Raw genomic sequence first — 12,952 nt, 5'->3', positions numbered from 1 at the left:
GGCATTAGCTCTTATAAGAAGTATCAAGACGGTCGAGGCGGCGCAGCCACGCCTGCCACACCAGCTGGCGTTCATGTTCAACCCCCATCAACTGCTCGCAGGCGTGCCGGCTCAGCGGCTCGGGTATCGTATGGATGGGGCCGAGCGGCGCCAGCTGCGCGGCGGCCATCTGAATCTCGCAGGCGCGGTTCAGGTAGTACATGATGTAAAACGCATCGGCGACGGTGCGGCCGACCGACAGCAGCCCGTGGCTTTGCAGGATCATGGCGATGTTCTCGCCGAGCGAGCGCTGGATCCGCACGCGTTCATCGAGATCGAACGCCACGCCTTCATAAGGATGGTAGCCGACGCGTTGATAAAATTCGGTGCTGATTTGGTTAAGCTGCAGCAGCCCGTCTGCGCAGGCGGCAACTGCCATCCCCGGCAGCGTATGGGTGTGGATCACGCAGTGGGCGTCTTCGCGGGCCATATGGACCGCGCTATGAATCGTAAAGCCCGCCGAGTTCGCCGGAGCGCTGCCTTCGACGACCTTCCCCTGCATATCGACCACGATTAAGTTGCTGGCGGTAACTTCGTCAAACATCATGCCGAAGGGGTTAATCAAAAACCGCGGCTCGCCGTCGCCGGGCAGGCGTACGGAGAAGTGGGTATACAGCGTGTCTTCCCAGCCGAAGAGCGCCGCCAGACGATAGGCGGCGGCCAGCTGCTGGCGTAGTTCCCGTTCAGTTGCCATTTATTGTACTCCCATAAATTCACGAATGCGGGTCAGGGACGGATCGGCGACATCGCCGCGAATGCGCTGCGGCGGCATATCGCTCTGCACGACGCCGTTTTCCATCATCACCACCCGGTCAGAAATTGATAAGGCGAAGTCCATCTCGTGGGTCACGATAATCATCGTCATGCCTTCGCGGGCGAGGGACTGAATGACCTTCAGCACTTCGCCAACCAGTTCGGGGTCCAGCGCCGACGTGGGTTCATCAAACAGCATGATGTCCGGTTTCAGCGCCAGGGCGCGGGCGATGGCTACGCGCTGCTGCTGGCCGCCGGAGAGCTGGTATGGGTACTTTTCGGCGTGCGCCAGCAGACCGACGCGATCCAGCAGCCACAGCGCTTGCTCCCTGGCGGCGGCGCGGTCAAGCAGCTTGTGATAGAGCGGGGCGAGCATCACGTTATCCAGCACCGTACGGTGGGGAAACAGGTTGAAGCCCTGGAACACCATGCCGATACGGCGTACGCCGGCGCGCATTTGCTGTTTATCGACAATGGATGCGCCTTTCAGATAATCCTCGCCGTAAAGAATGATCTCGCCGCCGTCGATGCTCTCAAGGGCGTTAATCGTACGGATCAGGGTAGTCTTGCCGGAGCCGGACGGGCCGATGATGCTGATTACCTCGCCGTTTTCCACTTTGAGGTCGATGCCTTTCAGCACGTGGTGCTGGCCCCAGGATTTTTCGATGGCGTGCAGATCCAGCGCCGGTGGGTTGCCGCTGGCGGCCTGCGCTTTTTGCGCCTGTACCGGCGGCTTCAGGTTCTGGCGCAGGGTTGCGCATTCACTCTCATTGAGCGTTTGCGGACGCTTACGCTGAATATCCAGCAGGTTTTCCAGCCCCCTGAACAGCCAGGTAAACACCGTCACTACCATGACGTAATAGACGGCGACCGCCAGCAGCGTCTCCATGACGAGGAAATTCTGCGCATACAGGCGCTGGCCGGTCAGCAGCAGTTCCGGCAGCGAAATAACCGACAGAATTGAGCTGAGTTTGATGATGGTGATGTATTCGTTAATCAGGGTAGGCAGGGAAATACGAAACGCCTGCGGGATAATAATTAAGCGCTGAACGCCGATAAAACTAAAGCTTAAGGCATGGCCAGCTTCGCTTTGCCCTTTGGCGACAGAAAGCAGTCCGCCGCGATGGATTTCCGCCATATAGGCCGCTTCGGTCACCGTCATCGATACCAGCCCGGCAATAAACGGAATGCCGAGCAGCGGTTGGGTGGCCGGAAACAGCTGCGGTAGGTTATAGACAAAGACCAGCAGGACCATCAGCGGCACGCTGCGGAAAAACCAAATATAGAGTTCGACGGGAACCTTCAGCCAGCGCGGGCCGGAGAGCTTGGCGCAGGCTAAAAGAAAACCTAATATCAGGCCAATAAACCAGGACAATGAACTGACGACAACGACGGTGACACATGCCTGCCAGAATGCCCCAACGCTAAATAATGAGAAAAAGTATCCCCAATCGAACTCCATACCGACTCCCGTTTCATTATTGTATTAATTGATGCTTTCTAAGTTGTATTTCTTGATGATGGCGTCATATTTGCCGTTGGCTTTAAGGGTGGCTAACGTTGATTTAATGGCCTCGGCCAGCTCGGTGTTGCCTTTGGCGACGTAGATTCCCAGAGGCAGCGGATAGACCAGGCGGCTCGAGCTAATGGCCAGGCGACCGCGGCTTTTCTCGACGATAATTTGCGCCGCCGGGGCGATTTCTAACTGGGCGTTGATATTTTTCGACAGCAGGGCCTGGGACGCTTCCGGCGCGGTCGGGAATTCCTGAATACTAATGGCCGGTTTGCCGTTTTTCAGACAGTACTCGTCGGAGTGCGTTTTCAGGCTCGAAACCCAGGCGGTGCCCGCCTGCAGACCTACCTTCACGCCGCACAGTTCGTCTTCCGTTTTTGGCTGAATAGCGCTGCTTTTCAGCGCAATGATTGACGCGCCGGACAGGGCATAAGGGATAGCGTCCGCCTGCTTCTGACGCTCGGGCGTCACGTACATACCGGAGATCACCGCATCGTATTTTTTACCGATGCCTAAGATCAGACTGGTGAATTTCGTGTCGATAAGCTGCGGTTTGGCCTTCAGATGTTCGGCGATCAGCGCCGCGAACTCCGGGTCGATACCGACAATATTGTTGTTGCTGTCGTAGGACTCAAAGGGCGGATAGGTCACCTCCATCCCCACTTTAAAGACGCCCTCGGTCAGCAGCTCCGCGGCCTGAGCCAGCGGTGAAAAACAAGCGGTGACGGCGATGGATAAAGCCACACGGCGCGAGAGTTTTTTTAGCGTTTTGTTCATCATTTATCCTCACGGGTTATTTACGGTTTTTTGCTGTGCTTGTTTTTTCAGATGGCCAAAGGTGTTAGTGCCGCGGGCGCGTTCGGGGAGCTGGAGCTCGCCTCGGGTGACTTTCTCGCGCAGGTAGCGATAGGTCTGTAACGCCTGGCTCCACATATGCTCACCAATGCTCAGTTCTTGATACTCGCTGGCTTCGCCTGCCTCAAGGAAGCCCGGCAGCGGGCGAATCAGCGTGTGGTAGTCGCAGGCGAAAAACAGCGGGAAGGAGTAGCGTTCCTGCGGCACCTTGCGTACGCGGTGTGCAGTTGCAACAAATGTGCCAGCGCTCAGGACTTCGAGCATGTCGCCGATATTAATCACGAAAGCCTCTTCTCCGGTCGCGTTCTTCAGCGGCGGGGCGTCGATCCAGTCGCTATCCTCATTCAGCACTTCAAGACCCGGCTGGTCGGCGAGCAGCAGGGTGAAGCACTCATAGTCGGTATGTGCACCAATACCGGGAACGTCTTCGGCGCTGGCGTCAAAGGGGTAGTGGATCAGGCGCAGCTTCGATGGTGGGCAGGTGACCATCGACTTGAAATAGCCTTCCGGCAGGCCAAGGGCGAGAGCGAAGGCATCAAACAGGCGATGTCCAAGGGCGAAAACCGCCTCATAGTAGGCCAGCACCCGGGATTTAAACGCCGGCACGTCCGGCCACTCGTTGGCGCCAATCAGCGGCGTTTTCGCCATGACGTACGGGTGGTCGTCAGCGGCCTGAAAGCCGATATCGAACGCTTCTTTGTGATCCGGCTTGCCGGAACCGTAAATCTCTTCGCCTTCCGGAACGTAGCCTTTATGGCTTTTCGACTGCCCGATGTAGTACGCCATCTTGCGTTCCATCGGCAGGGCGAAAATCTCTTTGGCCGCCGCGCGGACCCCAGCAATCAGTTCAGGCGCGATGCCGTGGCCGGTAATGTAGAAAAAGCCGACTTCGCGGGCCGCCTGGCCGATAGCGTCGGCCACCGCCTGGCGTCGGGCGAGATCGTCGCAGTTCAGGTCGCTGATATCGATGGTCGGTAATTCAGTAAAAGAACTTTTTGCAGCGGTCATTTCTCCAGTTCCTTATTCAGTTAGCGAGGTGAATTCAACAAAATGCCGCTGTTCACGCTGGGCCATCCAGGCATTCAGCGACCACAGGTCGGCGACCGGAACGTTGGTAAACGGCAGGTGATGCAGGTAGCCATCGGGGCCAAACTCCGGCGTAAGCGTGGTTTGCTGGTAGCCGCGCCGGCGCTGCGATTGCCAGATCTGTTCCCAGAAGCGCTGTTGAAACTGCAGGGCCGACTGATATTCCGGCGCGGCGGGGTGCGGCACCTGCGGTCCCTGGTCGTAGCCGACGCGGGCCTGAATATGGTGAACCCGTTCGATAAAGGCGCTGAAGTCATCGCAGGGGTCATCCAGCAGGCGTTCGCTTACCACGATCCAGTGGCTGATATCGGCGGTAAATCGTAGCTGCGGCAGCTGTTGAACGATCTCCAGCGTTAGCCACGGGCTATACAGCGACGTGGCGCGATGGGTTTCAAAGCTGCAGAACAGCTCATATTCGGCGGCGAGCTCATGCGCCCTGCCGAGAAAATCCACCTGCTGCGCCAGCGGCCAGCGGTCGTTACCGGCCAGCAGGTTGACGAAGCGCGGATTAAGCGCTTTTGCCGCCGCAAAACGTTCTTTTAAGCGCTCCAGGTGCTGCGCGGGCGTTTCGCTCTGGGCCGGAATGACGCCGCCGCCGCTGAAGACAATGGCGATATACTCCAGCGCGGACGCTTCGATGCGTTGGGCCAGCGCCCGCTGCTCTTCCACCGTCAGCGGAACCCGCGCTTCAATGCCGCAGCAGCCGACGTTTTTGAGTTCGTTGACCGTTTGCTGCCACGGGGTGGTGACGCCCCACAGCGTACGAAAGACATTAAGCTGCATGGTTTTTCCTCTATGGGTATTTCACGCCGGGGAGAACGCAGAGCATTTCATACAGCAGGTTGGCGGCCAGTTGGGATGTGTTGCCGCTGACATCGTAGGGAGGCGAGACCTCGACCAGGTCGCAACCTATGAGGTTCAGGCCGCGGCAGCCGCGCACGATTTCCAGCGCCTGAATCGACGTCAGGCCGCCGACTTCCGGAGTGCCGGTACCGGGTGCCCAGATGGGGTCGAGGCTATCGATATCAAAGCTGAGATAAACCGGGCCATCTCCCATCTGCTGGCGAACCTCGGCCATCAGTGGGGCCAGGGATTTGTGCCAGCACTGCTCCGCCTGGACCAGACGAAAGCCGCGATCGACGCCCCACTGGAAGTCGCCGGCGGCGTAGCCCTGCGCGCGTTGGCCTATCTGGACGACGCGTTTGAGATCCAGCAGCCCCTCTTCGACGGCGCGGCGGAAGGTGGTGCCGTGGGCGATCTTTTCGCCGAACATCTCATCGTTGGTATCGGTGTGGGCATCGACGTGAATCAGCCCAACCGGACCGTGCTTTTTGGTCAGCGCGCGCAGTATGGGCAGGGTAATGGTGTGATCGCCCCCGAGAGTCAGGGGGATAAGCGGAAAACTATTTAAACCGGTGTAGTAATCTTCGATAATTTGCACCGATTTGAGCAGATTGTAGGTGTTAATCGGTACGTCGCCGATATCCGCTACCGACAGGGAATCAAAAGGCGCGGCGCCGGTGGCCATGTTGTACGGACGAATCATCACCGATTCGGTGCGAATGTAGCGCGGGCCGTAGCGCGTTCCGGAACGCTGTGAGGTTCCGATATCCAGCGGGATGCCGACAAATGCTGCGTCAAGTCCCTGTAAATTATCAATAAATGGCAGGCGCATCATTGTGGCGCGGCCACCAAAACGCGGCATCTCGTTGCCACCCTGCGGTTGATGAAAGACGTTATCCATTTCAGCTCCTGAATCTGACCAACAAAACTCAACAACTGGGATAGTGCGAAAGATGTGCTGGACTTTAAATCGTCTGCCGCAAATACTTAGTTCATTTATTCGTGAACTAAACGCCATGCTTAACGACGCGACGCTCAACATTCGACAGCTCCAGGTTTTTGAGGCGGTGGCCCGTCTAGAGAGCTATGGCCGGGCCCAGCAGGAGCTGGGGATTTCCGTTTCCGCAATCAGCAATGCGATGTCGCAACTGGAAGGCCAGCTTGGCTTTAGCCTGTGCCAGCGAGGGCGCGGCGGTTTTGCGCTGACCGAAAAAGGGCAGCATTTTTTACAGCAGGCGATCCGCGTGCTGAGTGAACTGAACGAGCTGGAGCGTCAGTCGGCGCTGCTGAAAGGCGAGCATAGCGGTACGATTTGTATCTCAACGCTCGATTCCATCGAAACGGAAACCGCGCTGTCGCTGCCGGTGGTGCTGCGCAGCTTTAGCGATAAGTTTCCCAATGTGCATATCAAGCTGATTATTCGTACCCCGGCGGAACAGCTAAACGGCGTACTGAATAACCATATCGATCTCGCTATCGGCAGCTATAACTCGCGGGTGCACAACATCATCAGTGAACCACTCTATCGCGAGCAGCACTGGCTCTACTGTAGCGACCTGCATCCTATGTTCTTTAGCCGACACCTTGATAAGGATCTGATCAGCCAGTGTCCGCTGGTGACGCGCAGCTACTGGAATACCAGCGATCTGCGGCGGCGTGGCTTCAGCAAAGGCAGCGCGACCGTTGAAACCGTCGATGCGCAGCTGCTGCTGATCCTGTCCGGGAAATATATCGGCTACCTTCCCGAGCACTACGCCTGGCCGTGGATTAAGGAGAATCGCCTGCGCGTGCTGTTACCCAATGAGTTTGGCTTTCAATCTCCTTTCTCAGCGATATGCAAACGCGGGCGCAGCAATGAACCTTACCTGAAGGAGTTTCGCAATCTTCTGAAGAAGAATACGGTGGCCAGACCGAAGTGGAGTGAGTGATCTTTTGGTCTGGATTTAGAAAAAACTTATGCCTGATTTGATTTGGCAAACGCCCGTTGAATATCAGGCATATAAACTGCAGTTTGCTATTAAAAATATGAATTTGAGTAAAATCTCAGATAAAAATATCGCTTTGCACCAGGATAATTCCCATCTATCAATTGGTTAAAAAATAGCCTTTTTGTGTGTTTTTTCTGAATTAATGGCAAATCTAACGCCTGGCGTTGTTTGTTAAAATTTTTTCTGCTGGAATCGACAAATATATTTTTTGAACTTTTTTTCTAATGGATGGGAAAATGATAAGAAATAGCTTATTAGCATTGGTGTGTATTTCTGTAGGTTTATTACAGGGGTGTACTAATGTTAAAAAACCACAGAGCGCACTAATAAAAAAAGATGTGATTCAAAATGAACAGCCAGCTCAGATTCCTGCCCTACAACAGTGTATCCAGGATGCTGACGCTTTGGTTAAGCTCGATAAAAAGTTTCAGCAGGATTCAAACGAGCTGTATGGTTTAATCAACGACGCTAAGTTTTATGCTTCTGTTTCAAGCCAAACGTCGGCCAGCGTAAAGTCAACGATTACTCCACTTTTTGAATACAAGATAAATGATAAGTGTAATAGTATTTCGCAGAAATTAATTAAAGAGTTCGAAAGCCGGGCAAGAAAAGCCGAGCTTAAGGATGGGCTGGCCAGATGATGTACCATAAGGGGAAATTGAATATATATAATCTTCGCGGTTTTGCGATTTTATTGTCTCTCTTTACCCTTATTGTGATGTTTCCCGCTCGTGCTGAGAGGGGAGACTTCCTTGATAATATATCGAAACTCGAAATAAAAAATCCGCCGGCCTCAGACGCCGCCAGTGGAGGTTCGGCGTCGGCTAATCAACATAACGATAGCCGTGATAAAAAAGCACCGCAGAAGCAGGACGTCGTCAGAAAGAAAGTGAATCAGACGAAAACTGAAAGTACGCTTAACGCTTTGCGGAAACAGAATGCGGAACTGACCGCTGCGGCCAAAGCGGCAGAGAAAAAGCTCGATGAAACGACGCGCCAGCTGTCGGCGCAGATTGCCGCGCTGAAAGCACAGCGTGGGCAGCAAGAGAGCGGCGATCCTGCCGCCGTTAGCGCGCTAATGAAGAAGAACGCCGAGCTGACCGCCGCCGCTGATACGGCGCAAAAAAAGCTGGATGACACGACCCGCGACCTGTCGGCGCAGATTAGCGCATTGAAGGCTCAGAATGCGCAGCGCGAAAGCGGGCAGAAAACCGCGCTGGATGCGCTAACGAAAAAGAACGCCGAGCTGACCGCCGCCGCCGATACGGCGCAAAAAAAGCTGGATGACACGACCCGCGACCTGTCGGCGCAGATTAGCGCATTGAAGGCTCAGAATGCGCAGCGCGAAAGCGGGCAGAAAACCGCGCTGGATGCGCTAACGAAAAAGAACGCCGAGCTGACCGCCGCCGCCGATACGGCGCAAAAAAAGCTGGATGACACGACCCGCGACCTGTCGGCGCAGATTAGCGCATTGAAGGCTCAGAATGCGCAGCGCGAAAGCGGGCAGAAAACCGCGCTTGATGCGCTAACGAAAAAGAATGCCGAGCTGACCGCCGCCGCCGATACGGCGCAAAAAAAACTGGATGACACGACCCGCACGATGTCGGTGCAAATCGCCGCGCTGCAAACCCAGAAGGAGCAGGGAGAGAGCCAGCAAAAAACCACCATCGATACGCTGACAGGAAAGAATCTGGAACTTCGCGCAGCAGCAGCAGCGACGCAGAAAAAGCTGGATGAGACCACCCGCGTGCTGTCGGCGAAGATCGCCGCTCTGAAAAATGAGAATACGCAGGGCGAAAGCCAGCAGAAAACCGCTCTCGACGCGCTGTCGAAAAAGAACGCTGAGCTCATCGCGGCGGCTGAAACGGCGCAGAAAAAATATGATGCTTCAGTCGCTGCTTTGAATGATAAAAATAAAGAATTACAGTCTACGCTCGATAGCCTGGCCATCAAGCAAAGCGATGTAAACCTGGCGGATAAAAGCAACAAAAATGCCTATGCGCTCGGCGTGTTCTACCTGACTCAGGCGCTATCCGATGTAAATAAAATGGCCGACAATAATGTCAAGCTAGCGCCTTCAGCGTTGGTTTCCGGGTTTAACGACGCTTATAATAAAAAACTTAAAATTAAAGAAAATGAAATAGAAAGTATCGTCAATATGCTTAACGAAAAACTATCGTCTAAGTACGTTGATATTGAAAAAAGAATCATGGCTAAAATCAAAAACAAGAAATATGAGGTTTTGCCTAATGGCGTCTATTTTGTGATTGATAAAAAAGGGAAGGCTCCGTACAAGCAGAATGAGACTTTATCCTTGAATATTCTGGAGAAAAAGCTTGATGGTACGCCGATACTTAATACGATGAATTCAACGATGGTGTACGATAAACAAACCGATCCTCTGATGGCGAAGGTATTATCATCGGGTTTTAAAGGCGGAACGGTTACGCTCTATGGTCAGGCCGGTTCGCTCTATAGCAGCACCCCCGATGAGATTAACCCGGACACGCTGATCTCAATTACCTTCGAATTACTTCCATAGCCGAACCAAACGGGCGCTGCGTAAGAAAGCCGCGACGCCCTACCAGGGCTATACCTCCATACAATCGCGGTACTTTGGTCAATACCTTATCGTTCAGCTGGCGCGGGTGGCAAAGACAATACAAACCACTCGATGGTTTTCACTCTTTCTGTGATCCAGATAATAAAAACCAGACTCTTGCGCGTAACCACGTTTACCTTTCCCTTCAAGGCGTCATAGTATAAACGTTAAATTAATGAACGATGTTCTATAATGTAGAACAAGCATAAACTAAGGGGAAAGGATATGCAGCATAGTGCCCATTTCGCGGGGATTATCCCTCCTGTCTCAACTATTTTTACGCCTGAAGGCGATTTTGATCGACAAGGCACCGGGGCGCTAATTGACAACCTGATCGTGGCGGGCGTTGATGGACTGTTTTTTCTCGGCAGCGGCGGGGAGTTTTCTCAGCTCAACGTAGAGGAACGAAAAAACATTGCCGCTTTCGCCATCGCGCATGTGAATGGGCGTGTTCCGGTGCTGATTGGTACCGGCGGAACGAATGCTCGCGAGACGATCGCGCTCAGCCAGCATGCGCAGCAAAACGGTGCGGATGGGATTGTCGTTATCAATCCCTACTACTGGAAAGTCTCTGAAGCGAACCTAATCCACTATTTTCAGCAGGTGGCTGATAGCGTCACGTTACCGGTGATTTTGTATAACTTCCCGGCCCTGACCGGCCAGGATCTGACGCCGCCGTTGGTGAAAAAACTGGCGGATTCACGTGCGAATATCGTCGGTATCAAAGACACCATCGACTCTATCGCCCATTTGCGCAGTATGATTAGCCTCGTGAAGGCAGAGCATCCGCGCTTCTCCGTACTTAGCGGATATGATGACCATCTCTTCAATACCCTGCTGTTGGGCGGCGATGGCGCTATTTCTGCGAGCGGCAACTTTGCGCCTCAGCTTTCAGTTGGTTTATTGCAGGCTTTTCGCGACGGGGATCTGGCGCAGGCGTCAAAACTGAACCAGACCTTACTGCAAATTCCGCAGATATATCAGCTTGATACACCATTTGTGAATGTTATCAAAGAGGCTATGGCGCTTTGCGGTCAGCCGATTTCAACCTATGTTCTCCCACCCGCTGCACCGCTTAATACAGAGAAAAAAGCGCAGTTAGCCACTCTGCTTCAACGACTTCAACTCTGCTAGCACGCAAGGATAACTATGGCTATTGATAACATCTTCACGCCGCAAAATGAGCGTTTTTACGCCGTTACCACCCATGCTGCTGGCCCTCAGGGGGCGCTGCCATTAACGCCGCAAATGCTGATGGAGTCGCCAAGCGGCAATCTGTTCGGTATGACGCAGAACGCGGGTATGGGTTGGGATGCGAACAAACTGACGGGTAAAGAAGTCTTGATTATCGGGACTCAAGGTGGGATCCGTGCCGGGGACGGGCGGCCAGTCGCACTGGGGTACCATACCGGGCACTGGGAGATTGGTCTGCAAATGCAGGCGGCGGCGAAGGAAATTACGCGCAATGACGGTATCCCATTTGCGGCTTATGTCAGCGATCCATGCGACGGTCGTTCACAGGGGACGCACGGTATGTTTGATTCTTTACCCTATCGTAATGATGCGGCTATGGTTTTTCGCCGCCTGATTCGCTCTTTACCGACGCGTCGTGCGGTCATTGGCGTGGCCACCTGCGACAAGGGGTTACCAGCGACCATGATCGCTCTGGCGTCAATGCATGACCTGCCAACGATTCTGGTACCCGGAGGCGCAACTCTGCCGCCGACCGTTGGCGAAGACGCCGGCAAAGTACAGACTATCGGCGCGCGTTACGCCAATCATGAATTGTCGTTGCAGGAAGCGTCTGAACTGGGCTGCCGTGCCTGCGCTTCGCCGGGAGGTGGGTGCCAGTTTCTGGGAACAGCCGGAACGTCGCAGGTGGTGGCGGAAGCGCTGGGACTGGCTCTGCCGCATTCGGCCCTGGCGCCATCCGGGCAAGATGTCTGGCTGGAGAGCGCCCGTCAGTCGGCGAGAGCCGTGATCGATCTTGATCATAGGGGGATTACCACCCGCGAAATTTTGACCGATAAGGCGATTGAAAATGCGATGGTTATTCATGCTGCGTTTGGCGGCTCAACGAACCTGTTGCTGCATATACCGGCGATCGCCTATGCGGCAGGATGCACGATTCCTGATGTTGAACACTGGACGCGCATTAACCGCAAGGTGCCGCGTCTGGTAAGCGTACTGCCAAATGGTCCCGATTATCACCCGACGGTGCGCGCTTTCCTTGCTGGCGGCGTACCTGAAGTGATGCTGCATTTACGCCAACTTGGTCTGCTGCATGAAGACGCTATGACGGTGACGGGCCAGACGGTTGGTGAAAACCTGGACTGGTGGCAATCTTCGGAACGGCGAGAGAAGTTCCGTCAGTGTTTGCGGGATCGGGATGGTGTAGATCCGGATGATGTTATTCTTCCTCCTGCGCTGGCGAAGTCCCGTGGATTAACATCAACGGTGTGTTTCCCGGTCGGAAATATTGCTCCTGAAGGCTCGGTAATTAAGGCAACGGCTATTGACGCGTCGGTTGTAGATAGCGATGGCATTTATCGCCATACGGGAAGAGCGCGGGTATTTGTCTCAGAAGCGCGGGCCATCGGCGCTATCAAGAAGGGGGAGATTGAGCAGGGCGATATTATGGTGGTGATTGGCGGAGGTCCTTCGGGCACTGGCATGGAAGAAACCTATCAACTGACCTCGGCGTTAAAGCATATTTCCTGGGGAAAAACAGTTTCGCTAATTACTGATGCACGCTTTTCCGGCGTCTCAACCGGAGCTTGTTTTGGCCATGTTGCACCGGAAGCGCTAGCTGGAGGGCCTATTGGTAAATTACGTGATAACGATATTATTGAAATTATCGTCGATCGTAATGAATTAACCGGAAGCGTTAATTTTATAGGCACGACCGATCGGCCGCTGACGCCCGAGGAGGGGGCGTATGAACTGGCGATGCGCTCCGCGTATCCTGAACTGCGTGCCCATGCGTTTTTACCTGATGATACCCGCCTGTGGGCGGCGTTACAGTCTGTTAGCGGTGGAACCTGGCGAGGTTGTATTTACGATACCGATAAAATTATCGACGTCATTAACGCCGGTAAAAAAGCGCTCGGACTGTAGCTGAATCATAATTATCCGTCTGCGGGATTTATTTCGCGGACGGATTTTCCTTACCCGTTATTTATTATTATTTTCACTTGTTCCTATAAAGATGCTCATCACAAAAGCAAAATATCATAATTCATAAATAAGATATGACCATTGCCTCTAAAATAT

Annotated in this window: 11 protein-coding genes; 5 read left to right on the top strand and 6 right to left on the bottom strand. The window is 54.0% G+C overall.

Features of this window, described 5'->3' with window-relative positions; translation table 11 throughout:
- Window positions 1–4: 4 nt before the first annotated feature.
- Genes IYV58_RS21045 through speB form a run of 6 tightly spaced genes read right to left on the bottom strand, consistent with a single transcriptional unit; the run spans window position 5 to window position 5,990 of the window.
- On the bottom strand, window positions 5–733 hold the full coding sequence (locus IYV58_RS21045) for a class II aldolase/adducin family protein (RefSeq protein ID WP_004123879.1): 729 nt from the start codon (window positions 731–733) through the stop codon (window positions 5–7).
- Window positions 734–2,254: an amino acid ABC transporter permease/ATP-binding protein gene (locus IYV58_RS21040; protein ID WP_087828908.1), complete on the bottom strand. Its 1,521-nt coding sequence runs from the start codon at window positions 2,252–2,254 to the stop codon at window positions 734–736.
- A gap of 24 nt (window positions 2,255–2,278) precedes the next feature.
- Window positions 2,279–3,082, bottom strand: coding sequence for an ABC transporter substrate-binding protein (locus tag IYV58_RS21035; protein ID WP_004123877.1), 804 nt, complete (start codon window positions 3,080–3,082; stop codon window positions 2,279–2,281).
- 9 nt (window positions 3,083–3,091) lie between these two features.
- Window positions 3,092–4,168 (bottom strand): isopenicillin N synthase family dioxygenase, encoded by a 1,077-nt coding sequence (locus IYV58_RS21030; RefSeq protein WP_004123875.1) that lies wholly within the window; start codon window positions 4,166–4,168, stop codon window positions 3,092–3,094.
- A 12-nt stretch (window positions 4,169–4,180) separates the two neighbouring features.
- Window positions 4,181–5,029, bottom strand: a complete 849-nt coding sequence (locus IYV58_RS21025; RefSeq protein ID WP_139528983.1) for a sugar phosphate isomerase/epimerase family protein — start codon at window positions 5,027–5,029, stop codon at window positions 4,181–4,183.
- Between the two features lie 10 nt (window positions 5,030–5,039).
- Window positions 5,040–5,990: an agmatinase gene (speB, locus tag IYV58_RS21020; RefSeq protein WP_004123871.1), complete on the bottom strand. Its 951-nt coding sequence runs from the start codon at window positions 5,988–5,990 to the stop codon at window positions 5,040–5,042.
- A 115-nt stretch (window positions 5,991–6,105) separates the two neighbouring features.
- Here speB and IYV58_RS21015 point away from each other — a divergent pair, with 115 nt between their 5' ends.
- The 5 genes from IYV58_RS21015 (at window position 6,106) to IYV58_RS20995 (ending at window position 12,796) form a co-directional block, all read left to right on the top strand.
- Window positions 6,106–7,017 carry a LysR family transcriptional regulator gene (locus tag IYV58_RS21015; RefSeq protein WP_032742189.1) on the top strand — a complete coding sequence of 304 codons (912 nt, stop codon included), beginning with the start codon at window positions 6,106–6,108 and terminating at the stop codon, window positions 7,015–7,017.
- A gap of 296 nt (window positions 7,018–7,313) precedes the next feature.
- A complete protein-coding gene (locus IYV58_RS21010) occupies window positions 7,314–7,718 on the top strand; it encodes a hypothetical protein (protein WP_004123864.1) in 405 nt (134 codons plus the stop codon).
- A complete protein-coding gene (locus IYV58_RS21005) occupies window positions 7,715–9,619 on the top strand; it encodes an FKBP-type peptidyl-prolyl cis-trans isomerase N-terminal domain-containing protein (RefSeq protein ID WP_195729240.1) in 1,905 nt (634 codons plus the stop codon). Before IYV58_RS21010 ends, IYV58_RS21005 begins: the two co-directional genes overlap by 4 nt.
- A 285-nt stretch (window positions 9,620–9,904) precedes the next feature.
- A complete protein-coding gene (locus tag IYV58_RS21000; RefSeq protein WP_004123859.1) occupies window positions 9,905–10,813 on the top strand; it encodes a dihydrodipicolinate synthase family protein in 909 nt (302 codons plus the stop codon).
- Window positions 10,814–10,828: 15 nt separating this feature from the next.
- Complete coding sequence (locus IYV58_RS20995; RefSeq protein WP_195729239.1) at window positions 10,829–12,796, top strand: YjhG/YagF family D-xylonate dehydratase; 1,968 nt, start codon at window positions 10,829–10,831, stop codon at window positions 12,794–12,796.
- Window positions 12,797–12,952: the final 156 nt, after the last annotated feature.

The sequence above is a fragment of the Klebsiella sp. BDA134-6 genome, from assembly GCF_015601345.1.
GTDB classification, from domain to species: Bacteria; Pseudomonadota; Gammaproteobacteria; order Enterobacterales; family Enterobacteriaceae; genus Klebsiella; species Klebsiella grimontii.
Note: the sequence above shows the minus strand (reverse complement) of the source record. Positions and strands in the feature narration are given on the sequence as shown.

What these genes read in the sequence shown, in the direction of transcription:
- IYV58_RS20995 (WP_195729239.1), top strand. Translation starts at nt 10,829, where the DNA reads ATGGCTATTGATAACATCTTCACGCCGCAAAATGAGCGTTTTTACGCC.
- IYV58_RS21045 (WP_004123879.1), bottom strand. Translation starts at nt 733, where the DNA reads ATGGCAACTGAACGGGAACTACGCCAGCAGCTGGCCGCCGCCTATCGT.
- IYV58_RS21030 (WP_004123875.1), bottom strand. Translation starts at nt 4,168, where the DNA reads ATGACCGCTGCAAAAAGTTCTTTTACTGAATTACCGACCATCGATATC.
- speB (WP_004123871.1), bottom strand. Translation starts at nt 5,990, where the DNA reads ATGGATAACGTCTTTCATCAACCGCAGGGTGGCAACGAGATGCCGCGT.
- IYV58_RS21010 (WP_004123864.1), top strand. Translation starts at nt 7,314, where the DNA reads ATGATAAGAAATAGCTTATTAGCATTGGTGTGTATTTCTGTAGGTTTA.
- IYV58_RS21000 (WP_004123859.1), top strand. Translation starts at nt 9,905, where the DNA reads ATGCAGCATAGTGCCCATTTCGCGGGGATTATCCCTCCTGTCTCAACT.
- IYV58_RS21005 (WP_195729240.1), top strand. Translation starts at nt 7,715, where the DNA reads ATGATGTACCATAAGGGGAAATTGAATATATATAATCTTCGCGGTTTT.
- IYV58_RS21025 (WP_139528983.1), bottom strand. Translation starts at nt 5,029, where the DNA reads ATGCAGCTTAATGTCTTTCGTACGCTGTGGGGCGTCACCACCCCGTGG.
- IYV58_RS21035 (WP_004123877.1), bottom strand. Translation starts at nt 3,082, where the DNA reads ATGAACAAAACGCTAAAAAAACTCTCGCGCCGTGTGGCTTTATCCATC.
- IYV58_RS21040 (WP_087828908.1), bottom strand. Translation starts at nt 2,254, where the DNA reads ATGGAGTTCGATTGGGGATACTTTTTCTCATTATTTAGCGTTGGGGCA.
- IYV58_RS21015 (WP_032742189.1), top strand. Translation starts at nt 6,106, where the DNA reads ATGCTTAACGACGCGACGCTCAACATTCGACAGCTCCAGGTTTTTGAG.